The organism is Chryseobacterium mucoviscidosis (assembly GCF_002177115.1).
GTDB lineage: Bacteria > Bacteroidota > Bacteroidia > Flavobacteriales > Weeksellaceae > Chryseobacterium > Chryseobacterium mucoviscidosis.
Window position 1 is genome coordinate 88,932 of the sequence record NZ_MVAG01000119.1, and the last position, 24,748, is coordinate 113,679.

General features: G+C 37.2%; 16 protein-coding genes, 8 tRNA genes and 1 other RNA gene. 21 read left to right on the forward strand and 4 right to left on the reverse strand.

Annotation, left to right across the window (positions count from 1 at the left end; genetic code table 11):
* Positions 1–2 precede the first annotated feature (2 nt).
* Positions 3–3,212, forward strand: coding sequence for a type I restriction endonuclease subunit R (locus B0E34_RS11745; protein WP_087709669.1), 3,210 nt, complete (start codon positions 3–5; stop codon positions 3,210–3,212).
* Between the two features lie 2 nt (positions 3,213–3,214).
* Positions 3,215–3,913 carry a M48 family metallopeptidase gene (locus B0E34_RS11750; protein ID WP_087709671.1) on the forward strand — a complete coding sequence of 233 codons (699 nt, stop codon included), beginning with the start codon at positions 3,215–3,217 and terminating at the stop codon, positions 3,911–3,913.
* 85 nt (positions 3,914–3,998) lie between these two features.
* Here B0E34_RS11750 and ssrA read toward each other — a convergent pair.
* Positions 3,999–4,400: a transfer-messenger RNA gene (gene ssrA, locus B0E34_RS11755) on the reverse strand.
* 367 nt (positions 4,401–4,767) lie between these two features.
* On the reverse strand, positions 4,768–8,595 hold the full coding sequence (locus tag B0E34_RS11760; RefSeq protein ID WP_087709672.1) for an FIDD domain-containing protein: 3,828 nt from the start codon (positions 8,593–8,595) through the stop codon (positions 4,768–4,770).
* A gap of 351 nt (positions 8,596–8,946) precedes the next feature.
* On the opposite strand from B0E34_RS11760, the gene rpsU reads away from it, so the two are divergent.
* The 15 genes from rpsU (at position 8,947) to B0E34_RS11835 (ending at position 19,630) form a co-directional block, all read left to right on the forward strand.
* Positions 8,947–9,144: a 30S ribosomal protein S21 gene (gene rpsU / locus B0E34_RS11765; protein ID WP_062697349.1), complete on the forward strand. Its 198-nt coding sequence runs from the start codon at positions 8,947–8,949 to the stop codon at positions 9,142–9,144.
* Between the two features lie 80 nt (positions 9,145–9,224).
* The gene (locus B0E34_RS11770) at positions 9,225–10,112 is read left to right on the forward strand and encodes a phage lytic cycle repressor MrpR family protein (RefSeq protein ID WP_087709692.1); all 888 of its coding nucleotides are present in this window, start codon (positions 9,225–9,227) and stop codon (positions 10,110–10,112) included.
* On the forward strand, positions 10,109–10,399 hold the full coding sequence (locus B0E34_RS11775) for an HPF/RaiA family ribosome-associated protein (RefSeq protein ID WP_076390695.1): 291 nt from the start codon (positions 10,109–10,111) through the stop codon (positions 10,397–10,399). The genes B0E34_RS11770 and B0E34_RS11775 overlap by 4 nt, the downstream gene beginning before the upstream one ends.
* 109 nt (positions 10,400–10,508) lie before the next feature.
* Positions 10,509–10,582, forward strand: a tRNA-Thr gene (locus tag B0E34_RS11780).
* A gap of 19 nt (positions 10,583–10,601) precedes the next feature.
* A tRNA-Tyr gene (locus B0E34_RS11785) sits at positions 10,602–10,682 on the forward strand.
* A gap of 84 nt (positions 10,683–10,766) precedes the next feature.
* A tRNA-Gly gene (locus B0E34_RS11790) sits at positions 10,767–10,839 on the forward strand.
* A gap of 92 nt (positions 10,840–10,931) precedes the next feature.
* A tRNA-Thr gene (locus tag B0E34_RS11795) sits at positions 10,932–11,005 on the forward strand.
* Positions 11,006–11,025: 20 nt separating this feature from the next.
* Positions 11,026–11,106: transfer RNA gene (locus B0E34_RS11800), tRNA-Tyr, on the forward strand.
* 84 nt (positions 11,107–11,190) lie between these two features.
* Positions 11,191–11,263: transfer RNA gene (locus B0E34_RS11805), tRNA-Gly, on the forward strand.
* Positions 11,264–11,303: 40 nt separating this feature from the next.
* Positions 11,304–11,375, forward strand: a tRNA-Thr gene (locus B0E34_RS11810).
* A gap of 290 nt (positions 11,376–11,665) precedes the next feature.
* Positions 11,666–12,346, forward strand: a complete 681-nt coding sequence (locus B0E34_RS11815) for a response regulator transcription factor (RefSeq protein WP_076390699.1) — start codon at positions 11,666–11,668, stop codon at positions 12,344–12,346.
* A gap of 1 nt (position 12,347) precedes the next feature.
* Complete coding sequence (locus B0E34_RS11820) at positions 12,348–13,712, forward strand: ATP-binding protein (protein ID WP_087709674.1); 1,365 nt, start codon at positions 12,348–12,350, stop codon at positions 13,710–13,712.
* A 247-nt stretch (positions 13,713–13,959) separates the two neighbouring features.
* Positions 13,960–15,201 carry a TolC family protein gene (locus B0E34_RS11825; RefSeq protein ID WP_087709676.1) on the forward strand — a complete coding sequence of 414 codons (1,242 nt, stop codon included), beginning with the start codon at positions 13,960–13,962 and terminating at the stop codon, positions 15,199–15,201.
* A 2-nt stretch (positions 15,202–15,203) separates the two neighbouring features.
* Entirely contained in the window at positions 15,204–16,289 is a 1,086-nt protein-coding gene (locus tag B0E34_RS11830) for an efflux RND transporter periplasmic adaptor subunit (RefSeq protein ID WP_087709678.1), read from the forward strand.
* A gap of 242 nt (positions 16,290–16,531) precedes the next feature.
* On the forward strand, positions 16,532–19,630 hold the full coding sequence (locus tag B0E34_RS11835; protein ID WP_087709680.1) for an efflux RND transporter permease subunit: 3,099 nt from the start codon (positions 16,532–16,534) through the stop codon (positions 19,628–19,630).
* Positions 19,631–20,073: 443 nt separating this feature from the next.
* Here the strand turns inward: B0E34_RS11835 and B0E34_RS11840 are convergent, their stop codons facing one another.
* Positions 20,074–21,579, reverse strand: coding sequence for a DUF4394 domain-containing protein (locus tag B0E34_RS11840; protein ID WP_087709682.1), 1,506 nt, complete (start codon positions 21,577–21,579; stop codon positions 20,074–20,076).
* Between the two features lie 335 nt (positions 21,580–21,914).
* Between B0E34_RS11840 and tuf the strand changes: the two genes are divergently transcribed.
* The 4 genes from tuf to nusG all read left to right on the forward strand — a co-directional run bounded on the left by tuf (position 21,915) and on the right by nusG (position 24,035).
* Positions 21,915–23,120 carry an elongation factor Tu gene (gene tuf / locus B0E34_RS11845; RefSeq protein WP_072955499.1) on the forward strand — a complete coding sequence of 402 codons (1,206 nt, stop codon included), beginning with the start codon at positions 21,915–21,917 and terminating at the stop codon, positions 23,118–23,120.
* Between the two features lie 60 nt (positions 23,121–23,180).
* Positions 23,181–23,251: transfer RNA gene (locus B0E34_RS11850), tRNA-Trp, on the forward strand.
* Between the two features lie 12 nt (positions 23,252–23,263).
* The gene (secE, locus tag B0E34_RS11855) at positions 23,264–23,470 is read left to right on the forward strand and encodes a preprotein translocase subunit SecE (protein WP_076390705.1); all 207 of its coding nucleotides are present in this window, start codon (positions 23,264–23,266) and stop codon (positions 23,468–23,470) included.
* Positions 23,471–23,492: 22 nt separating this feature from the next.
* Positions 23,493–24,035 (forward strand): transcription termination/antitermination protein NusG, encoded by a 543-nt coding sequence (nusG, locus tag B0E34_RS11860; protein ID WP_002976412.1) that lies wholly within the window; start codon positions 23,493–23,495, stop codon positions 24,033–24,035.
* 268 nt (positions 24,036–24,303) lie between these two features.
* Here the strand turns inward: nusG and B0E34_RS11865 are convergent.
* A partial coding sequence (locus tag B0E34_RS11865) for a transposase (protein ID WP_165762979.1) occupies positions 24,304–24,748 on the reverse strand: 445 nt, incomplete at its 5' end.

A 24,748-nucleotide genomic window follows, 5' to 3' on the forward strand; every position in this document is an offset into this window, starting at 1 on the left:
TTATGACACCATCCTACATAGAAGATCATATCAGTCAATTACCAGCGTTGCAAATGCTAATAAAAATGGGCTATACCTATATTTCTCCAGACGAAGCCTTACAACTTCGTGAAGGAAGAAAAACCAATGTTTTGTTGAGAGATATTTTGAAAACGCAACTTCAAAAAATCAACAAAATTGAATATAAAGGACAAACGCACGACTTTTCGGATACCAATGTAGAATTGGCGATTAGCGAGCTGAAGGAACTTCCTATGCATTTAGGGTTCATTAATGCCAATCAGCATTTTTATGATCTCATTACACTCGGTAAAAGTTTTGAGCAAACTATTTATGGTGATCGTAAAAGTTTTTCTTTCAAATACATCGATTGGGAACATCCAGAAAACAATACTTTCCACGTTTCCGAAGAATTTGCAGTTACCCGTTCTCATCGTTCAGACACCTATCGTCCAGATATTGTGTTGTTCATTAATGGGATTCCAATGGTAGTAATAGAATGTAAATCCAACGCCATAAAATCTCCGGTAGAAGAAGGAATTTCGCAACACCTGAGAAACCAACAAGAAGACGGAATTCGGGATTTGTATGTTTATTCCAACTTATTGCTTTCATTGGCGGTAAGTGATGCCAAATATGCCACTACAGCAACACCTACAAAATTTTGGTCGGTTTGGAAAGAGAAATTTACAAATGCTAAAGAAGAAAATGCTTTCTACCAAAATCTCCGCGATCTAAAACAAGCTGAATTGCCCAAAGACATTCATACTGAAGTTTTTAAAACAAGATATTGGAGTACCATCCGATATTTTCAAGAACTCGGCAAATTAGAATTGGCAGTTACCACACAAGACCAATTATTATATAGCATTTGCCATCCAAAACGCTTGTTAGAATTGGTATTTCGTTTTATTCTTTTCGATGAAGGAATTAAAAAAGTAACCCGATACCAACAATATTATGGGATTACCAAAACCATCAAACAAATAGAAAAAACAGATCATAGCGGGAAACGTAAAGGCGGGGTAATCTGGCACACCCAAGGAAGTGGGAAATCGCTCACAATGGTAATGCTTGCCCAACAAATAGCTTTGAGTAAAAAGATTAAAAATCCTAAAATCATCTTGGTAACCGACCGTGTAGATCTCAACACACAGATGACAGAAACCTTTCAGAAATGTAATATTCCTGTGGAGGAAGCGACAACAGGAAAACATTTAATAGAATTGTTGAAAAACAATTCGGATGCAGTCATTACCACTATCATTAATAAATTTAAAGCAGCAGTTAATCAAGAGCCTGAAGGTTTTAGTTCATCAGAGATTTTTGTGTTGATAGATGAAGGACACCGTAGTCAATACAAAACATTCAATGTAAAAATGCAAAAGACTTTTCCTAATGGTTGTTTTATTGCTTTTACTGGAACGCCTCTAATGAAATCAGAGAAAAATACGGCGGATAAATTTGGTGGCGTAATAGATGAATACACCATAAAAGATGCGGTGGAAGATGGTGCGGTTGTGCCTCTATTGTATGAAGGACGGCACAATTCCATTACGGTAAACGAGAAACCTTTAGACAATTTCTTTGATAAAGTTTCTGAACCATTAACTAAATATGGTAAAGCAGGACTAAAAAGAAAATACAGTTCCAAAAATGCGATTAACAAAGCAGATCAAGTTGTCTATGACAGAGCTTGGGACATAAGTGAACATTTTGTTGGTTTTATCCAAAATACAGGATTTAAAGCACAGTTGGTTGCTCCTAACAAAACAACTGCCATTTTATACCGAAAATACCTGAATGAAATAGGAAAAGTATCTTCTGAAGTTGTCATTTCTGCTCCAGATACGAGAGAAAATTATGATGATGCTTTTGAAGAAAATGAAAATTTGGTTCAGTCTTTCTACAAATCAATGATGGACAAATACGGCACACAGGAAAAATATGAAAAATCCATCATCAATGCTTTTAAATATCAAGAAAATCCTGAGATTATTATTGTAGTAGATAAGCTTCTTACGGGGTTTGATGCTCCCAAAAACAGAGTATTATACTTAACGAGAAGTTTGAAAGAACACACTTTGTTGCAAGCCATCGCAAGAGTCAATAGATTAGCAGAAGGTAAAGATTATGGTTTAATTGTGGATTATTATGGGAATTTAGAAAACCTTGACAAAGCCATAGAAATTTATTCGGGTTCAGACGAAATGAATCCTGATGATGTAAAAGGTTCTGTTACGAATGTGAAAGACATCATCAAAGATCTTCCACAAGTACATTCCGAAGTTTGGGATATTTTTTCTGCCATCAAAAATAAATACGATACAGAAGCCTATGCTGTACATTTAAGAGATGAAGAGCAACGTCATCTTTTCTATGAAAAACTATCCAAATTCATTAGATTGTTTAGCTTGGCAATGGCAACTATTGAGTTTAATGATGTAAAAAATGATACGGTTATTGAAAAATACAAAAAAGACAGCAAATTTTTTATTCAGTTAAGGATAGATGTAAAACGCAGGTACTTTGACCAAATAGATTATAAAGCCTATGAATCTCAAGTTCAGAAATTAATAGACAAACACATCACTACCGATGGAGAAATATTAAAAATAACCGAGCCTATAGATATTTTTAATAAACAAGAGCGTGATAATGAAGTGGAAAAATTGATAGGTAAAGCAGCTAAAGCGGATCACATAGCAGCACGTACTTCAAAGGGAATAACCATAAAAATGGATGAAGACCCCATATTTTATAAAAAACTGTCTGAACTGATTAAAGAAACCATCCTAGATTATAAGCAAAGCCGAATAGATGAAACAGAATATCTCAATAAAATTAAAGATATTGAAGAACGCTTCCTAACGGGAAAACAAGACGATGTACCTGCAATAATTGAAGATAAAAAAATAGCAGTAGCATTTTATAATTTTATCAATGCAAAATTATTTACATTTTTAGGAGATAGATTGCAAAATGCAGAAATTGCATTAAAAATTCAAGAATTAATAAAAGATATAACCACAGAAAACAATAAAGCTATTGTTGACTGGAAGTTGAACAAAGAAATTGAAAAGCAAATTTGGAGTGAATTAGATGACTATTTTTATAGCTTATCATTGGAAATGGATCATCAAATTCCTTTTGATATTTTAGATGACTTTGTAGAAGAAGTGATTAAAATAGCTAAAAAGCAAATGGATTAAGGATGAAGATTGAATATAAGTACGGTAAGAAAAATATCGAAGCAGAAGTTATTTATTCGGACAGAAAGACGATTGATTTACGAATTTTTCCTGAAGGTAATATCCAGATTACGGTTCCGAAAAATACGTCAATAGAAAAAGTTATAGAAAAAGTAAAACCAAAATCTAAGTGGATTTTACAACAGCAACGCACATTTGAATTGTTCAGACCATTTACCAAAGAAAGATTATATACTCCTGGAGAAACACATCGTTATCTAGGAAGACAGTATAAATTGGTGATTAATAAAACGGAACAAAATAAAACAGATATTAATTTAGGGAAAGGTTTGTTTACCATTACAACTAAAAATGATAATATAGAACAAATCATTCAAAAATTTTATAAAAGTAAGGCCGATATTATTTTCAAGGAATTGCTAGATCAATTGCTTTCTCAGTTTCCTCAGTTTAATACTTATAACATAAGACTCACTCATCGATTTATGAAAAAACGTTGGGGAAGTTGCTCAATGAATGGCAATATCATATTGAATACAGAGTTGATAAAAGCAAATAAGGCTTGTATAGAGTATGTTATCCTGCACGAGCTTTGCCATTTAATTCATCCCAATCATTCAAAAGATTTTTATAGAACATTAACCGAAGTATTACCTAGCTGGGAGAAAATAAAACTAAATCTGGAAAGAAGCCTGTCTTAAGTGTAAAATATAAAAAGAAATAATTAGCACCTAATTTAGCACCTAATAATAAAAAATCCTGTAAGCCAACATCTTACAGGATTTTTTGTGGAGTTGGAGGGATTCGAACCCTCGTCCAAACAAGCAATACATAAGCTTTCTACATGCTTATTCTGCTATTGGTTTTCGACGGGAAGCAGAGAGCAGACACCCAACTTCCAGCTTATCTTCTGAGGTTTTCGAGCTTTAGCCGAAGCGTCTAAAGCCTTATTTCCGCATTCCTATATCCCAGAATCAAACGCCGCAGAACAGAGCATTTGTGGAATATCTTGCTCCCTTACTAAAATCTTCGGGGAAACGCTTGATCTACTATACTTCGATATTAAGCTGCAAGAGCGAACTCTTCGTTGCCAGTTAAAATTTTGTAGCAAGGGATTATAGAGATCGCGCTACGGTTCTCTGCATGCTTACTTACCCATTGGTCTTGCTGTCGAAACCAGTCAACCCCATGAATAAAGTGAATGCAAAGATAACACTTTTATTCAAATTCAGTTCATATTCTTTCAGTCATTTTAATAATGGGATTTCATGTATTTTATTTGAAGCTTTCTCCTGCTTTCCGTTGCAATTCCTCATTGCGCGGCTCCGCTTCGCTCCGCCGCTCCATTCCGGGATTTTCTCTTCAATCAGGGCTAGGGTGGAAGTGGGTAGTATAAATGATAGACAAAAAAACTTTTAAGCAAAGAACAAAAGCCTGAACAGCAAAAAAATAACCCTCAAAAACAAAAAGTGCCGGAAAAAACCCGACACTTCTATAATTCATCTAAATCCTTTCCTCAATCTTAATCTCAATCTCAGTCTTAACTTCAACCTCATCAATCCCTGTTCTTCAGTAAAATCCATCCCGAAAGCTGAACAGGTTTTTTTATGATTTTATCTTCCCATTGTAATTTATACCAGTACGTTCCTGTAGGAAGAGGTCTTCTGATGTATTTTCCGTCCCAGATCGGCGTTTTGGTGGTCGGTCGGAAAACTTCTTTTCCGTATCGGTCGAAAATACCCCCTTCAAAATTTCCGTATTTGCTGATCTCGCTGAAATCAATCACATCATTGCTTCCGTCACTGTTCGGAGTAATAACGTTTGCCATAAAGAACGTATAATATTCTGTCGTGGTATCGCAGGTTGCTCCTCTGTTTCTTACTCTTATTGAATATTTCGTATTTTTTAGCACCTGGAAAGTGTTCGAAGCCTGCCACGTTACGCCTCCGTCTATGGAATACTCTATAGGTACATTTCCGTTATTTTGTACAATAATCGTTAAAAATGGATCTTTGTAAGTGATTTCTTTAATTTGAGGAGTTACAATATATCCTACCGTTGCAGTAAACGTTTTAGAACAGACTCCGTTACTGATGGTTACCGAATAGGTTCCCTCTGTGTCTACATTAATGGTTTGAGAAGTTGCTCCGGTATTCCATGAATAAGAGTAATTCGGACCGCTTCCTGCATCCAGAATACCTTTGTCCCCCTTACAGATCTCAATATTTTTTAGCATAGAAATAATTTCCGGAACAACCGTGATGGTAATTGTAGCAGGAGTTGTAGCAGAACAGCCGTTTGTCCCGATTCCCGTTACTGTGTACGTTGTGGTGGTTGTCGGGGAAACAATCTGTGTGTTGCCGTTTCCTGTTAATCCCGTCCATGTGTATGTTGCAGCGCCCATTGCTGTAAGAGCAATAGATTCACCTTTACAGATTGATATTTTTGGTGCCGAAACACTGATGATCGGCGGTGTGATGTTCTTAATAACCGTTACAGAACTTTGTTTTACGCATCCGTTGGAAGTCGGGCTTGTAATCGTTAAAGTATAAGTTCCCGCATTATTCACTACCGGAGTTAAGGTATTGGCTCCGGAAACAATATTTCCACCTCCTGTAGCGGTCCATAAAAACGTTGATCCCGGTTGGTATACAGACGCTGTAGCATTTAAAGTAACCTGAGCATTTGTACAGTTAATTTCTGCCGGAGTATTAATATTTACTATAATAGCCGGATCCATTGTAACGGTTGCCGATTTTGTGTACTGACAGCCGTTGGGAGTGGTCACGGTCAAGGTATAAGTTCCTGATGCGGTTACCGTTGTGCTAGCCGTTGTTACTCCGTTTGACCATGAAAAAGTATTTCCCGTTCCGTTTGCACTAGCCGTTAAAACGGTTGAAGCACCTTCGCAGAAATTTAAATTTCCGGAAATCTGAACATTCGGATCTGTTCCCTGAGTGATCGTAACGGAAACAGGATCGCTTGTACAGGTTCCGTTATTGTAGGTTAAAGTATAAGTTCCCGGAGCAGATACGGTGATCGACTGTGTCGTTGCGCCGTTTGACCATGTGTTTCCTGTTGCTGAACCCGAAGTAAGGGTAACAGGATTGTTGTTACAGATTACATTCGATGAAGTGGTAATTGTCGGAATTGGTTTTACATTAACAATTAACTGTAATTCTGCAATTTTCGAACACGAGCCTGATTTTACCAAAACATAAATCGTAGCATTTCCTGAAACATAAGCCGACGGATTTGCAATCGTATTGCTGTTTCCGGCCAATGCATCTGCCTGATTCAGATAATAACTGAATGTTACTCCTGTTGTTGTACTGATGTTCGGTTGCGCTGATGTTAAATTAAATGTTCCGGTATTGTTATTTGAACAGACACTTAAAGATGAATTTTGTACAACAGGCACTGCTCCCTGAACTACTGTCACAGATTTTGTGTACTGGCAGTTGGCAGGAGTATTTACAGTCACCGTATAAGTTCCCGGCACTGAAACTGAAATTGAATTTCCTATGGCACCTGTAGACCATGAATATGTATTTCCTGTTCCGTTAGACGTTGCTGTTAAGGTTGTCGGAGACCCGCAGACAATTAAATTTCCCGTAATCTGAGGATTCGGATCGCTTTCTGCGGTTAATGTTACTGAAACGGGCGCACTCGTACATATTCCGTTGGTGTTGGTTAAAGAATAAGTTCCTCCGGATGTAACCGTGATGGATTGTGTTGTTGCTCCGGTAGACCATGTGTTTCCGGTCGGAACACTTGAAGTAAGCGTTACATTTCCGCCAAAACAGATCGTCAAAGATGAACTTGTAATCGTTGGAGAGGCAAGCTGGGTTACATTGAGTTGAAGCGAAACTACCTTTGAGCACGTTGCTATTTTTACTCTTACATAAATAGTTGCGTTTCCTGATGTATAAGCGGTCGGCGTTGCAATAGTATTTGTATTCCCGGCAATGGCATCTGCCTGATTCACATAATAATCAAAAGTAACTCCTGAAGTCGTGCTTATGTTGGGTTGTGCTGTTGTTAAATTAAAAATTGCTGTACTTGTACTGGAACAATTGTTTAAAGTCGCATTTTGTGCAACAGGAACCGCACCCTGTACAACCGTTACGGATTTTACGTATTGACAGTTTGCCGGAGTTTTTACGGTTACAGTATATGTTCCGGGAGCAGTTACGGTAATTGAAGGAGTTGTAGCTCCGGTAGACCATGAATAGGTGTTTCCTGTTCCTGTTGAAGTTGCAGTAAGGATCGTGGAAGTGTTTTCACATAATGTCAGATTTCCGCTGATCTGCGCATTTGGATCTGTGTCCTGGGTGATGGTAACGGAAGCTTGTGTACTCGTACAGATTCCATTGCTGCTAGTTAAAGTATAAGTTCCGGGAGTCGTTACATTGATAGACTGAGTCGTCGCTCCTGTAGACCATGTGTTGCCTGTCGCATTGTTCGATGTTAAAGTAACATTTCCGTTAGGACATAACTTTGTGGAGGATGCAGTTATAGATACCGTTATACTTTTGTCTTTAAAAACGATAGCATTCGTTTGTTTACAGGAATTAATAGAATTATTGGGATTGTTAGGATCCTGATAACTGATGTTATAATAATAGGTATTGCTCGTATTGACAGTAATAGGTGCGGTGATAGGATTTGTTCCCGTAGCTGCATTGTTCGCTGTACTGTAATAGGAAACATAAAAATTAGGATTTCCGTTTAATATTCCCGGCGATAAGGTACTGAAATTAAATGTAGCAGAACTTCCGCAAATATTGATTTCTCTCGGAGAACTTGCCGTTGGTCCCGGATTTCCCGGTGGCACAAAAGGATTGGGAGCAATCGTGGAATTGGTGAATGGTGAAACGAAAGTTGCCGTTCCTCCCCATGTTAAATTAAAAGTGTAAACTGTTGTAGACCAGTTGTCGATGTATAGATAGTACGTCTGACCCGCAACAACATCCATATATTTACAGTAAGGATCTGTATTTCCTGCGCCGGATGAGGTATTGGTATTCGTCATGTTCATCCCTGTATTGGTGTAATATCCGGAAGCGTTACATCTTACCGGAGTTCCTCTGTTGGAGCAGGTTACATTCGATCCGTAAATCGCCCAGTCATAATCTACCGGTCCGGTAGGAGCGAGGTCAAAAGTAAGCGTTCCGCTGGTGGCGATCGTAAATTTATACCAAACCGAGTGATTTTCGTAAGAAAGGCATCCTCCCAGAGTTTCATTGGTGTTGCCGATTCCTACAGGAGTATAATTAATGCCCGAATTTCCGCAGACGGTAATGGCGGAAACGCAATCTTCCTGTGAAAACACAAAAACAGAAAAGAGCATTACGATAGAAAAGAGTAATTTTTTAAACATGTTGAAGGGAATATGGTTTTACTCGAAATAAATCAAAACTTAGATTCTATAGGCTGTGAAAGCAGAAATGTCCTTATAAAAAAGTAGTAATGGAGTAGGATCATAGCTGTTTGGTTTTAAGCAGTTTAATATAATCTGCAAATCTAAATAAATAAAGAATGTAAAACCATATAATTTGTTGAATAATTTTTTATAAATACACTTAAATTATTACGAATAAAATGTTAAATGCTTTTCTTAATAAATTATTTTGAAAATTTAAGTTATGTAATTTTAAAGATTTTTATTGAATAAAGTTTTGCGGTTTCATAAATAATGTTTACTTTTGCAATCCAAAATGAGATGTAATATATGTTAATAATTCCAGTAAAAGACGGAGAGTCTATCGACAGAGCATTAAAAAAATATAAAAGAAAATTTGATAAAACGGGTACAGTTCGTCAGTTAAGAGCTAGACAACAATTTATCAAGCCTTCTGTAACTTTAAGACAAGCTAGATTAAAGGCTGCTCACAAGCAAAGAAATCTTAGCAAAGAAGAACAGGCTTAAGAATTTTCTTACACACATACTAAATTCACTCTTTAAATGTTTATATTTGAAGAGTGAATTTTTGTTTTATATACTAAATGATGCTGGACAAATTCCTGGAATATTTACAGTTCGAGAAGAGATATTCTCCTCACACCATTACAAGCTACAGAAAAGACCTTGAAGATTTTTCCCATTTCTGCCTGAAGACAGAAGCTTCGGAAGATATTTCCAAAGCGGACAAAAAAATTATAAGAAATTTTATCGTAGAGCTGAGCGAAAATGATATTTCCAAGCGGAGTATCAACCGGAAACTGTCTTCGCTTCGCAGCTTTTACCTTTTTCTTTTAAAGATTGGTGAAATAAAAATTTCTCCCACAGAAAGTATTTCTTCATTAAAATTTTATCCCGAAAAGCAGATTCCGATATCAAAAGAAGAAATGCAAACACTTAATGATCAGGTTTTTGAAGAAATTAACGATATTCTGGATAAATGTATCGTTGAGGTGCTTTATCAGACAGGAATCCGGAAAGCAGAGCTTTGTGGTATGACTTTTGAAAATGTAAACCTTAGCGGAAACGAACTGAAAATAATAGGAAAGGGAAACAAAGAAAGATACATCCCCATCTCCGGAGAACTTTCGGATCTGCTTAAAAGTTATTTGAAAATAAGGAAACCACTGTCTGAATACGATTTGTATTTTTTTGTCAATACCAAAGGCAAAAAACTCACTGAAAAATTTGTTTATGTGGTCGTTAATAAGTACCTTAGTCTTATAACAACAAAAGAAAAAAGAAGTCCTCACATCCTTCGTCACAGCTTTGCTACGCACGTTTTGGATAATGGGGCAGAGATCTCTAAAGTAAAAAAAATATTAGGACATTCCAGCCTTGCAAGTACTCAAGTCTATACGAATGCCAATATTGAACAATTGAAAAAAGTGTTTAATCGGGCTCATCCAAGAGCCTCAAAAAATGACGAATTATGAAGATCACAGTACAATCAATTGGTTTAACTCCACACGAACCACTAGAATCACACATTGAAAAAAAAGTAAGCAAACTGGATACTTTTTATGACAAAATTCAGGAGTGTAAAATATTTTTAAAAGTAGAAAACAACTCGGATAAAGCAAACAAAACGGCCGAGATTATTCTGGCGGTTCCGGGAGACGATATTGTAGTAAAGAAGACCTCTGCAAGTTTTGAGGAAAGTTTAGACCTATGCGTTGATACTGCTAAAAAGCTATTAATCAAGAAAAAAGAAATGGCTTAGAAAAAAAAGTTAAAAAAAGTTATTAAAAAATTTGAGAATTCAAAAAATCCGTTCTATATTTGCACTCGCAAAAAGGGAACAGCGATCTTTTGAATTCTTTTTTAATAATGCTTCCATAGCTCAGTTGGCCAGAGCACGTGATTTGTAATCTCGGGGTCGTGGGTTCGAATCCCTCTGGAAGCTCAATTAATATAAAATATCTGGGGAGATTCCAGAGTGGCTAAATGGGACTGACTGTAACTCAGTTGCTTCGGCTTCGTAGGTTCGAATCCTGCTCTCCCCACATTTTATATTAGAAAAAAGTTGCATAAATAAAGGATTTTCCTTAAGTTTGCACAGCGTTACCAATAATTTTGGAAACAAAATTGCGGAAGTAGCTCAGTTGGTAGAGCGTCAGCCTTCCAAGCTGAATGTCGCGGGTTCGACCCCCGTCTTCCGCTCAAATATCATACTCTTAAAAAGCGTGATTTTTTTTACTACTGATATGGTGTAGAGTAGAGTTTCTCACAACGTTCAGTCCATGTATTAAAATGCTTCCATAGCTCAGTTGGCCAGAGCACGTGATTTGTAATCTCGGGGTCGTGGGTTCGAATCCCTCTGGAAGCTCAATTTAATATAAAATATCTGGGGAGATTCCAGAGTGGCTAAATGGGACTGACTGTAACTCAGTTGCTTCGGCTTCGTAGGTTCGAATCCTGCTCTCCCCACATTTTATATTAGAAAAAAGTTGCATAAATAAAGGATTTTCCTTAAGTTTGCACAGCGTTACCAATAATTTTGGAAACAAAATTGCGGAAGTAGCTCAGTTGGTAGAGCGTCAGCCTTCCAAGCTGAATGTCGCGGGTTCGACCCCCGTCTTCCGCTCAATAAAAATCACGCTTTTTGGTGTGATTTTTTATTTTAAGCCGACTTAGCTCAGCGGTAGAGTGCTTCCTTGGTAAGGAAGAGGTCACGGGTTCAAGTCCCGTAGTTGGCTCTCATTTTATCCCGATTTCTTCGGGATTTTTTTATGTCTGAATTTCATGTCTGAAATTTGTCTGAAATTTTAAAAACTCTCGGGAAAATTAAAAATAGCGAGACTTACCTTCTAGATTCTGTTAAACACTCTGCATAAAAAAGCAATTCGAATTCATTTGATTTTTCAGGATAAAAATTTTCAGAAGTATTCAGTACAAATCTTAAAATTCAATTAAAAGTAATTCCTGCACTTTTGAATTCCTTTACAATCACCAAAAATTTCGTTACATTCGTATAAAATAATTTTCGATGAACATTCTTTTATTGGAAGACGATTTAATTCTTTCAGCGGAACTTTGCAAATTTCTGGAGTCAAATAACTTTACATGCGACAAGATTTATGATGGGGAAACATTTCTTCGCCAGATCAGGAACAGTTCCTACGATTTATATCTTCTGGACATCAATGTTCCGAAAATTAACGGACTGGACGTTTGTCAGACCATCCGTTCTTTCGATAAAAATACGCCCATCATCATTATTTCGGCTTACGGAGATCTTTCCGATAAGAAAGATGCATTTACACGTTTGGCGGATGATTATCTGGTAAAACCATTTCAGTTTGAAGAATTATTATTGCGCATCAATTCTTTGCTGAGAAGAAAAGCGCCTTCTGAGAATATGGATCAGGAAATTATAAGAATCGATGATCTGATAGTAAATAAAACCGAACAGAAAGTCTATCGTGGCGGAAATGAAATTAATCTTACCCTGAAAGAATTTCAGTTGTTGGTTTACCTTGCCGAAGCGCAGGGGAGAACAGTTTCCAAACAGCAGATTACAGAACACGTCTGGGAACATAACTTTAATACCAATACTAATACTGTAGAAGTCTACATCAATTTTTTGCGTAAAAAGATCGATAAAGATTTTAAAGTAAAACTTATCCACACCCGATCGGGTTTTGGATATTATTTAAGCCCGTTATAGAATGTCTTTAAAAAGGAAGATCGCACTTAATCTCAGTATTGCCTTTTCATTGCTTTTCGGTATTGTGATGGTGGTAATTTATATGTCTTTTAATGATTTCCGAAGAGAAGAATTCAAAGAAAGATTCAGGCAGAGACTGGAGTTCACTTCTCATTTCATTGCCAAGTCTAAAGATTTTGAAGAAGAAGCGCCTGTTTTTTTTAATGAAAATTCAGATAACATTCTTTTAAATGAGACGATATTAATTTTCAACGGACAAAAAGAATTGATCTACAGCACGATTAAAGACCGGAATGTAACCTGGGATAATGAACTTCTGAAAGAACTCGACGAAAAAAAAGTAATTTACTCAGAAAAATCAGTTCCCGAAATTTATGCGGCATTAAGAACCATCAACGGCGAAAAATATTATATTTTAACAAGTGCTTTAGATTCCAACGGAAAATCAAAACTGGCGTATCTTAAGTATCTTTTAATAACAGCTTATGTGATGAGTGCGCTTCTCATCGGTTTTTTCAGTTATTATTTCATGGGGCAGTTTTTAAAACCTCTGGAAGATCTTAATCAGGAAATTTCTGAAGTTACGGCACATAAATTAACAACACAGATTCCGGTTCGTAATTCTAACGATGAGATTGATGTTCTCGCAAAATCATTCAATACGATGATTGCAAGGTTGGACGACGTTTTCCAGTCGCAGAAAGATTTTACCGCAAGTGCTTCCCACGAAATACGGACTCCTATTACAAGAATGGCTTTTCAGCTTGAAAATTTAATAAAATTCGGAAAACATTCTCCTGAAACTTTATCATCCTTACGGCAGATTCAAAGGGATGTGTATCAGCTTTCGGATCTTACCAATTCACTTTTGCTGCTTACCAAATTCGACAGGGAAAATATCCAGAGCATTTACGAAGAGGTAAGAATTGATGAAGTTATTTTTGAATCCTTTGAAGCAGTTGAAAAAAGCTACCCCAAATTAAAACTGGATTTTCTGATCTCCGAAGATACTTCTGAAGATGCACTTTTAACCATTAAAGGAATCCAGTCTTTACTCGATATTGTTTTCATCAACTTATTTAAAAATGCAGCCATCTATTCCGATGATGTGGAAGTGGATGTACTGATTAAAGAAAATGACGAACATCTGATTGTTGATGTCATTTCCCATGGAAATACCATTCCGAAAGAAGAACAGACAAAACTTTTTGAAGCCTTTAAAAGAGGAAAAAATTCTCAGAATATTTCAGGTTCCGGATTGGGTTTAAGAATCGTTAAACGGATTCTCGAATATCACGGCGCTAAAATTACCTATACTTCTCCGGCAGATCTCCTCAATAAGTTCAGTGTGATTTTTGTGAAATAATTTTTTAAATTAATCTAAAAACATTTACGTAATTCGGCTCTTGCGAACGAAAATATTCCCCAAAATTTTAAATAAATCTTTGCAATCTTAACGTTTACATGAATTAAATTAATACTATAATCAACTCGTAACTTAATTTAAATGAGATGATTATATGTTGCTGCTTAACAAATTTAATTTTTTTTTAAGCATTCTTTAAGAGCATTTTAATAGCAGAAAGGCATTTTTGTATCATAAAATCAATAAAATGAACAAATTTGCAGGGCTGTTCATCGTCATTTCCTCATTCATGACGGCACAACAGCAAATGTCGCTTCGGGATTGCGAAGAAGCTTTCCAGAAGAACAATTTACAACTGCTCGCCGAACAGTACAACATCAACATGGCTGATGCAGATATTTTGCAGGCTAAAATCTGGGAACTTCCGCAGCTAAGCGGACAAATCAATGCATACAATCCCGAAGACAGAAAAGTTTTCGATGTGGGACACGCAAAAGGAGCACAGATCACCCAATTAATTTACATGGGGGGCAAAAAGAAGAATGAAATTGCCTTCGCAAAATCCAATAAGGAACTGGCGCAACTTCAGTTTGCCCAGCTTTTGGTCGATCTCAAATCCCAGCTTCGTTCCACTTACTTTGAACTTTACTACGAAAAACTAAAACTCGACAATACCAATAAGCAATTGGGTTACATGAACGATCTTTTGGCTGCCTACAAAATACAGTCTGCCAAAGGAAATGTTTCGCTGAAAGACGAAGTTAGACTACAAAGTATTGTCATTCAGTTAAATAACGATAAAGTAGGAATCAATAAAAATATTCTTGAATTTGAACAGACTCTGAAACTTCTTACAGGAGTCACCGAAGATATTGAACCACAGCTTTCCGATTCCGAAGCGAAAGAAATTCTTGCCGCTCAGCCTTTCGGCGACGAAGCGGAACTTCAGAAAAAAGCACTCGAAAACAATGCCGATTATCAATATAATTTAAAATTGATCGACAACAGTAAATTATATGCGCAATGGCAGAAATCTTTAAACGTTCCCGATCTTAATCTCGGAGCAGGATGGGATCAGAATGGCGGAACCTTCAAAAATGAAGTCAATCTGATGGTCGGAATTCCTCTTCCGCTTTGGAAATCCAATAAGGGAAATGTGGATAAAGCCAATTTTGCCATTCAGCAGAATCAGAAAAATGCAGAATTTCAGAAGCTGAACCTTGAAACAAAAGTACAGTCGGCTTACAAAATCTGGAAAACACAATACGATCAGCTCAGTCAGATTAAATCTACCGATCTTAATAATATGGAACTGGTCTACAACGGGATGCTGAATAATTTCAGAAAAGGCAACATCAGTCTTATTGAGTTTACAGACTTTATGGACAGTTACCGCGAAACGGCACTTCAGATTTACGATATGAAAAACGGGATCATGCAGTCTGCAGAACAATTGAATCAACTAGTACAAACGAAAATCTTCTATTAAACATGAAAAATTATATAATTCCGGTAATGATTGCCCTGTCTGTTTTATCTTGCTCCAAAAAAGAGGAAGAAGCAAAACCGCAGGCAAAAAAAGGATTTGAACTGAGCAACACCATGCTGAATTCAATCGATTTAGCAAAAGTTGAAAAGAAATATATAGAAGACGATTACAATTTCTACGGAAAGATTTCGGCAGACAAAAACAGCTACATCGATGTCTATCCTTTGGTCGGCGGAAATGTTTTAAGTGTGAATGTAGAGCTGGGCGATCATGTAACAAAAGGTCAGGTTCTCGCCACCATACGAAGTACAGAATTGGCGGAAGTGCAGAAAGATGTGAGCGATGCAAAAACAGATTTAGTCGTTGCCCAGAACAATCTTCGCGTTGCCAAAGAAATGTACGAAGGAAAACTGAATACAGAAAGAGACGTTCTGGAAGCCAAAAGTCAGCTTCAGAAAGCACAGGATCAGTTGCAGCGGGCAAGTGCAGTGAGTACAGTGTATAATGTGAAAAAAGGAAATATCTACAGCGTTGTTGCTCCAATCAGCGGATATATTGTGCAGAAAAACATCAATAAAGATATGCAGCTCAGAAGTGACCGAAGCGATAATATCTTTGATGTTGCCAATACCACCAACGTTTGGGCAATCATGAACGTGAATGAATCTGATATTGATAAAATCAGCCTCGGAATGAAAGCACAGGTTTCCACATTATCGTATCCGGATAAGGTTTTTGACGGAAAGATTGATAAAATTTTCAAAATCATTGATCCTCAAACCAATGCGATGCAGGCAAGAGTAGTACTTGATAACCAGAACGGATTGCTGATTCCGGAAAGCAAAGCGACGATTAAAGTGACGAGTTCGGAGAATAAAACTGCACTTACAGTTCCTTCCAAAGCCGTTATTTTTGATGATAACAGAAGTTTTGTGGTGATTTATAAATCCAGAACCGATGTAAAAGTGAAAGAAATAAAAGTTCTGAAACAGGTAGGAGACATTACCTATGTTTCCGAAGGGTTATCCGAAGGAGAACAGGTAATCACAAACAATCAGTTGTTGATTTATCGCTCTTTGAATAGCTGATTTTATTTAAACCATTAAGATTTTATTAAGAAGTTAAGTCGAATTAAGAAATATCTGAAGATATTTTAGACATCGGTTTTTAAAATTGTTTACAAGTCACTTAATAATTCCTAACTCTTAATGGTTAAAATCAAAGATCTTCGCTGAGTGAAACGCCTTTGCGAACAAGAATATGCAGAAGAAGATAATCACTAAAATCTTTGTGAACTTTGCGTTAAAAAAATATCATCAAAAAATCCATCATGAACAAATTCATTAAAAATATCATTGCTTTTTCGTTAAAAAATAAAGCATTCACCTTTATTTGGGTAGCGATTCTGGCGGTTTCGGGATTCATCAGCTTCAAAAATATGCCCATTGAAGCCTTTCCCGATGTTACCAATACCCAAATTGTCATCATTACCCAATGGAACGGGCGAAGTGCCGAAGAAGTAGAACGTTTCGTTACCACACCTATTGAACTCGCAATGAGTCCGGTTCAGAAGAAAACCAGTGTAAGAAGTACCACGATGTTCGGACTTTCCATTGTTAAGATTCTGTTTGACGATGGAGTAGACGATATTTTTGCCAGGAATCAGGTCAATAATCAGCTTCGGACCGTGAGTCTTCCTGATGAAGTGGATCCCGAAGTACAGCCGCCTTACGGACCGACCGGAGAAATTTTCAGGTATACTTTACAGAGCAAAACCAAAGATTCCAGAGAACTGTTAACCTTACAAAACTGGGTAATCGACCGTGCTTTGAGAGGAGTTCCCGGTGTTGCAGACATCAATGTTTTCGGAGGTCAGGACAAAGTGTTCGAATTAAGCATCGATCCGAGAGCATTAGATAAATACAATTTAACGCCGCTTCAGGTATATGATGCCGTTACAAAAAGTAATTTGAATGTCGGCGGTGATGTTATTGAGAAAAACGGACAGGCTTATGTGGTGCGTGGAATCGGTCTGGTAAAATCTGTCGCCGATATCGGAAATATTACCATCCAGAACGACAGCGGAAACCCTGTTCTTGTTAAAAATGTTGCAGAAGTACACGAAAGCTCGATGCCAAGAGTAGGACAGGCGGGACTCAATCATCAGGAAGATACTGTTGAAGGAATTGTCGTGATGCGAAAAGGAGAAAATCCGCGTGAAGTTTTGGTCGGCGTAAAAGCAAAAATTAAAGAACTCAACGAAAAAGTGCTGCCGAAGGATGTAAAAATGGTCACTTTTTACGATCGTGATAATCTGATGGATTTCACCACGCACACTGTAATGCACAACCTTATAGAAGGAATTGTTCTGGTTACGGTAATTGTTTTGATTTTCATGGCAGACTGGAGAACAACGGTTATCGTTTCTATCATCATTCCTTTATCCTTATTATTTGCCTTTTTATGTCTGAAACTCGCGGGAATGAGCGCAAATTTACTTTCACTCGGCGCGGTAGATTTCGGAATTATCATTGACGGAGCCGTCGTCATGGTGGAAGGACTTTTTGTGATGCTCGACCATAAAGCCCACAAATACGGTAATGAAAAATTCAATAAACTGGCAAAAGCAGGCTGGATCAAGCAGACGGGAACAGGTCTTGGAAAAGCAATCTTCTTTTCAAAATTAATAATCATTACTTCCCTGATCCCGATTTTCTCATTCCAGAAAGTGGAAGGAAAAATGTTTTCGCCATTGGCTTTTACGTTAGGTTTTGCTTTAATGGGCGCTTTAATTTTCACTTTAACGCTCGTTCCGGTGCTTTCGCACATCCTTTTAAATAAAAATGTAAAGGAAAAAAATAATCCGTTCGTGAATTTCTGGGACAGAATTGTTTTAAAAGGATTCAATTTTACTTTTAAACATAAAAAACTCAGCTTAATTGTTTCTCTGTCGTTTTTAGCGGTGACTTTATTTTCAGGGAAATTTTTAGGAACCGAATTTTTACCGCAGTTAAATGAAGGTTCATTGTGGATTACTGCCGAAATGCCGATGAGCTCATCATTAAAAGAATCTTTAAATACAGCCGATCTTCTTAAAAAAGACATCATGAGTTTCCCGGAAGTTACAGATGTTCTCGCGCAGACGGGAAGAAGTAATGACGGAACCGACCCGAATGGTTTTGGATTCGTACAGTTTGCCGTGAATCTTAAACCCAAAGAAGAGTGGAAACGGAACATCACTTATGAAGAACTGATTGAAGAAATCGATAAAAAATTAAGAAACTATCAGGGAATTACATTCAATTATTCCCAGCCGATTTCAGACAACGTGGCTGAAGCAGTAGCCGGTTTCAAAGCAGAAAACGGAATTAAAATCTACGGAGACAACCTTCAGACTTTGGATGTGCTTGCCGAAAAAGTTTTAAAAGAGGTAAAAGATATTAAAGGCGTAAAAGATGCCGGAATTATTAAAAATATCGGTCAGCCGGAAGTAAGCGTGGTTCTCGACAGAGATAAAATGGCGGCTTACGGAGTAATGCCCGATGATGCGCAGTCGGTTCTGGAGATGGCTTTCGGAGGTAAGACCGCTTCGGAAATGTTTGATGGCGAAAGAAAATTCCCGATTCGTCTCCGTTATTCGCAGGAGTACAGGAAGGATGAAAATGATATTGCAGCCTTAATGGTTCCTACGCAGGACGGTGCTAAAATTCCGTTAAAAGAAATCAGCACGATTGAAAAAGACAACGGAGCTGCATTTATTTACAGAGATGATATTAAAAGATATATCGGGATTAAATTTTCCATCCGCGACCGTGATTTGGGAAGTACGATTGCCGATGCGCAGAAAGCTGTTTCTAAAATTGATCTTCCGGACGGATATTCTGTAGGATGGACCGGTCAGTTTGAAAATCAGCAGAGAGCTTCAAAACGATTGACGCAGGTTGTTCCCATCAGTATTTTGGGAATTTTCTTCCTTTTATTTATTCTTTTCGGAAACATAAAAGATTCTTTACTGGTTTTGGCAAACGTACCTTTTGCTTTAATTGGCGGAATTATCGCATTGCACGTTACCGGAATTAATTTTGGAATTTCAGCCGGAGTCGGAATGATTGCCCTTTTGGGAATCTGTATTCAGAACGGAGTCATCCTCATCACAGAATTTCATCAAAATGTTAAAAACGGAATGGATCTGGACAGCTCACTGCTGAATGGGGTGAAATCCAGAACGCGTCCTGTGATTATGACGGCTTTAATGGCATCCATCGGATTAATGCCTGCTGCTTTATCCACAGGAATCGGATCAGAATCCCAAAAACCTTTGGCAATCGTCATTATCGGCGGATTAATAACGGCAACTGTTTTAACCCTGCTGATTTTCCCGATTATTTTCTGGATTTTCAACCGAACTAAAAAATCTCAACAGATCTGATCATTTCTTTCAATTATATTTTAAACTCATTTTAAATTTAACCGCAAGAGAGACAAAAGACTTTATTGGATTTATTTAAAGGATTTCAAAAGTCTGCAAAGAGAAAAAATCTTTGATTTTTTAAACTTATGCGCTCTTTTTTCCATTTAAGAAGTAAACTTAAACAACTAAAGGGTTACAATCTTTTGCATCTTTTGCGGTAAAAAAATTTAGACAAGTTTTACTTTAACCTTTTATTTAACCACAGGTGGCAAAAGATATTTAAATAAGATAACTAAAACTTTAAAGAAAGAGTTTATGTTTTCTTTTCTTTACCTTAATAATAAACTATCAATATATTTTCGAAATCTTTTGCCTTTGCGGCTAATAAACATTCGGTTAAAAAAGAATCGCGGAAAACTTTGTTTTCCGCGATTCTCGCTATTGAAATAATTATTATGAGTTTAGAATCCTAATCCCACAGCAAAACCTCTTACTGCATTTGGGAAATCTGAAACCGCAGTTGCAGCTCCCGTTGAAGTATTAATGCTGTATACTTTTGTGGCAGTTCCCACTGTTGCCAGTAAATACGCTTTTTGGCTCATGCTTCCGATATCGAAACCGTTCGCACTGGTAATATTGATTCCTAAAGAACCTGTCTCTACCAGAGTTCCATTGTTCGGTGGATTTTGTTGGTACAATTTGTCTGTATTATGATCGATAACGAATAAAGTCGTTGAAGTAGCTCCTGCAAAATTATTGGTATAAGCAGCCGCTCCGATCATTGGAGTTCCCGGATTCAGCATTCCGTCTGCTGCCGTTATTCCGCCTGTTACAGGATCAAGACGAAGATTTTGTCCCGTGTTGCTCACAACTCTGATCTTATCAACCGTCGGATTAAAATCAAATCCGAAATCTGTTCCGGCAAGTAAAGTTGCAAAAGGAGAAGTTCCCACTGCAGTTGCAGCTCCTGTTCCTAAGTTAATTGTATAGAGTCTGCTTGAACTTCCCAAAGCATAAAGCTGTCCGTTCAAAGGTCTGAAATCTATTCCTAAAATACTTTCACCACTCTGAAGTCCTGTAATTCCCTTTGAAACCGGCATCGGACTGTTCGGATTGAAGATCTGAAGGTTGTTTGAATTATCCACAGCATAAGCAACCGGTTCTGTAGGAATCGCAAGATCAATGATCTGTTGCTGAAGCATCCCGATGTTGGTTGCTTTACCTGTACTCAGATCCAATAAATGCAGATTGCTGTTTAAAGCTAATAATGCTACACCGTTATCATATTTAATATCAAAAGCAGCCTGTCCTGTAAAAGTAGTTCCCAGACTTCCGACTTCTACCAATGTTCCGTTGTTCGGAGGATCCTGCTTAAATAACTTTCCGGAAGTCATATCAATATCATACAGAACCGTGCTTGTAGCTCCGGATTTGCTGTTGGTATAAGCAACCCCTGTTATAGCAGGCGTTCCGCCTCCGTTAATGTTCATATCGGTTGCAGCAACCGCTCCTGTTTCCGGATGAAGTCTTAAATTCTGCCCTGTATTGCTTACTAAACGAATTCTGTCTACGGTAGGATTAAAATCAATTGACGCAATTGTTCCTGAAACAGCCGGTGAAAATGCTGTTGTGCTTACCGCTCTTGCGGAAGCGTTGGAAGTGTTGATGATGTAAAGCTTACTTGCACTGGATAAAGCGTAAAGCTCTCCTGTTGCAGGTCTGAAATCGATACTCATCAGTTTTTCGCCTGAAACTACTCCTGTAACAGCGGTTTTAGAAGTAAACATTTTGGGATTGTTGGCATTGAAGGCAACAAGTTCGTTGTTCGCCGTAAGTCCGTAAGCCATAAGATCGGGACCCTGAACAGGCATATTCATGTCTGTGGACATCATATCATCGGAATCATCACACGAAAATAAGATGATGGTGCTGAACAGTACGGTACATAAATGTAATAATTTTCTCATAATATATTATTTTAATGGTTCATATTTCCATCTACGATAAAAGATATATTATGGTTTTGCTTTACTGTATTTTTTCTCAATATTATTTTTTTCATCTATTTTATTGCATTCATAATTAAAGAGATAGTTTATATTTTGGCTAAAAGGTTTATTCCGGATTTTCTAAATTGAGAAATTTGTGTAAATTTGCAATCTCAATACATTGAAATATAAGGTTTGTACTTCATTGGATTTGAATATTGAAACTTTTTTTAATAAAAAGGTTTTGGTATTTAAAAATTCATTATATTTGCACACCGAAAATTTGAAAAACAATAAATAAATAATTTTAAATCATGGCAAAGGAAACGTTTAATCGTAACAAACCACACTTGAACATTGGTACTATTGGTCACGTTGACCATGGTAAAACTACTCTTACAGCTGCTATTTCTGCTGTATTAGCTAGCAAAGGTCTTGCTGAGAAAAAAGACTTCTCTGCAATTGACTCTGCTCCAGAAGAAAAAGAAAGAGGTATTACTATCAATACAGCTCACATCGAATACGAAACTGAGAAAAGACACTATGCTCACGTTGACTGCCCAGGTCACGCGGATTATGTAAAGAACATGGTAACTGGTGCTGCTCAGATGGATGGAGCTATCGTGGTATGTGCTGCGACTGACGGACCAATGCCTCAAACAAGAGAACACATTCTACTTTGCCGTCAGGTAAACGTACCAAGAATCGTTGTTTTCATGAATAAAGTTGACATGGTAGATGATGCTGAGTTGTTAGAGCTTGTTGAAATGGAGCTTAGAGACTTATTATCTACTTATGAATTCGACGGAGATAACTCTCCAGTAATCCAAGGTTCTGCATTAGGAGCTCTTACTGCTGCTACTGAAGGTAACTCTGATGACAAGTGGTTCAAAACTGTTGAGCAGTTAATGGATGCTGTTGACGAGTGGATCGAAGAGCCAACAAGAGATACAGATAAGCCATTCTTGATGCCAATCGAAGACGTATTCTCTATTACAGGTAGAGGTACTGTAGCAACTGGTAGAATCGAGGCTGGTATCATCAACACTGGTGATCCTGTAGATATCGTAGGTATGGGGGATGAAAAATTAACTTCTACAATTACAGGAGTTGAGATGTTCAGAAAAATCTTAGATAGAGGTGAAGCTGGTGATAACGTAGGTCTATTGTTGAGAGGTATTGAAAAAACTGACATCAAGAGAGGTATGGTTATCGCTAAGAAAGACTCTGTGAAGCCACACAAAAAATTCAAAGCATCTGTTTATATCCTTTCTAAAGAAGAAGGTGGACGTCACACTCCATTCCACAACAAATACCGTCCTCAGTTCTACGTAAGAACTACTGACGTTACAGGTGAGATCTTCTTACCAGAAGGTGTAGAAATGGTAATGCCTGGTGATAACTTAGAGATCACTGTAGAATTGTTACAACCAATCGCTCTTAACGAGGGTCTTAGATTCGCGATCAGAGAAGGAGGTAGAACAGTTGGTTCAGGTCAGGTAACTGAAATCTTAGACTAATCATCTAACACAATATAAAAGCTTCCGTAAGGAACTTCTTTACGGAAGCTTTTTTTAACTACGGGCATCGTCCAATGGTAGGATACCGGTCTCCAAAACCGTTGATCAGGGTTCGAATCCTTGTGCCCGTGCAAATAACAATTATGAGTTCATTTGTCGATTTTTTAAAAGGTTCTTATAACGAATTCAGACATAAAGTTGAATGGCCAAAGTGGTCTGATCTGCAATCTTCTACAATTGTAGTAACTGTTGCAACAGTGATCTTGGCGTTATTTACTTTTGGAGTTGATGAATTGTTTTCTAAAGCAATCAGCAACATCATTGGAATGCTAATCAACTTGTTCAATTAATAATAAAAGTATTTTCCCAATAATGAGCGAATTGAAATGGTATGTGCTGAAAGCGATCAGCGGACAGGAAAATAAAGTGAAAAACTACATTGAGACGGAAATCAAGCGTTTAGGGTTTGAACAGTACGTTACTCAGGTAGTTATTCCTATGGAAAAGGTTATTCAGATCAGAAACGGTAAAAAAGTTCCTAAAGAAAGACCTTACTATCCTGGATACTTAATGATTGAAGCTGATTTGATGGGAGAAATTCCTCACGTTATCAAAAACATTCCGGGAGTTATTTCTTTCTTAAGCTTAACAAAAGGAGGAGATCCTGTTCCGATGAGAAAATCTGAGGTAAACAGAATGCTGGGAAGAATGGATGAACTTTCTGAATTTGCAAGCGATGTTGAAATCCCTTATGTAGTGGGTGAAAACGTTAAAGTAATAGACGGACCATTCAACGGATTCAACGGAACAGTTGAGAAAATTCTTGAAGATAAAAAGAAAATTGAAGTTTCTGTACTTATCTTCGGTAGAAAAACTCCTATGGAACTTAGCTATATGCAGGTAGAAAAAGTGTAAAAACTTTAAAAAATAATTTAAAAAGACTGTTCGAAAGAATGGTCTTTTTCTTTTTTAATATATTTGATGATGATTCGAACTATTTCATTATATATATTCTTAACATTCCTTCTTTTGTCTGCAATAAACTGTAAAAAGGAAACTTCTTCGCCGCCCTCGGTCACTTCTCCGTTACCTCAAAAGCAAAATGTTGTAATAGCCGTAGATACAACTTTAACTTCGGGAATTGTAGATAATCTTTTAAAGGATCAATCGCAAAACTTGGGGGCTATGCAAAAAGTTTAGTTAATCTGAATAGAAAGAAAGTTCTGTCTTTTACCCCTCGAAGTTGTAGTCTGAAGTTTTTAATTTTCGCATTAAAAGATTCCGCAGCAGCATTGGTGCTTCTTGCTTCAAAATAATTGAGAATATCGTTGTAATGATTTATAATGGTATTCTTTAGTGTAGAAAATGATTTAAAACCCGACTCTTCAACATCCTTAAACCAATGAGCCAACTTCAACATGGCAACGGATTTTGTTATATTTTGATTGTATATTTTTCTTAAACTATCCGATAAATGGTAGATTTTTTCTAAATCGGGATATTCTCTAAACAGGATCTTTACCCGTTTACTTTGATTTTCTGTCCATTTTTCCCTGCTTTTGTAAAGTAAATACCGGCTTCTTGCCAGAAGTTGTTTTCGGGTATCTCCGTTTTCAAAAATATGAATG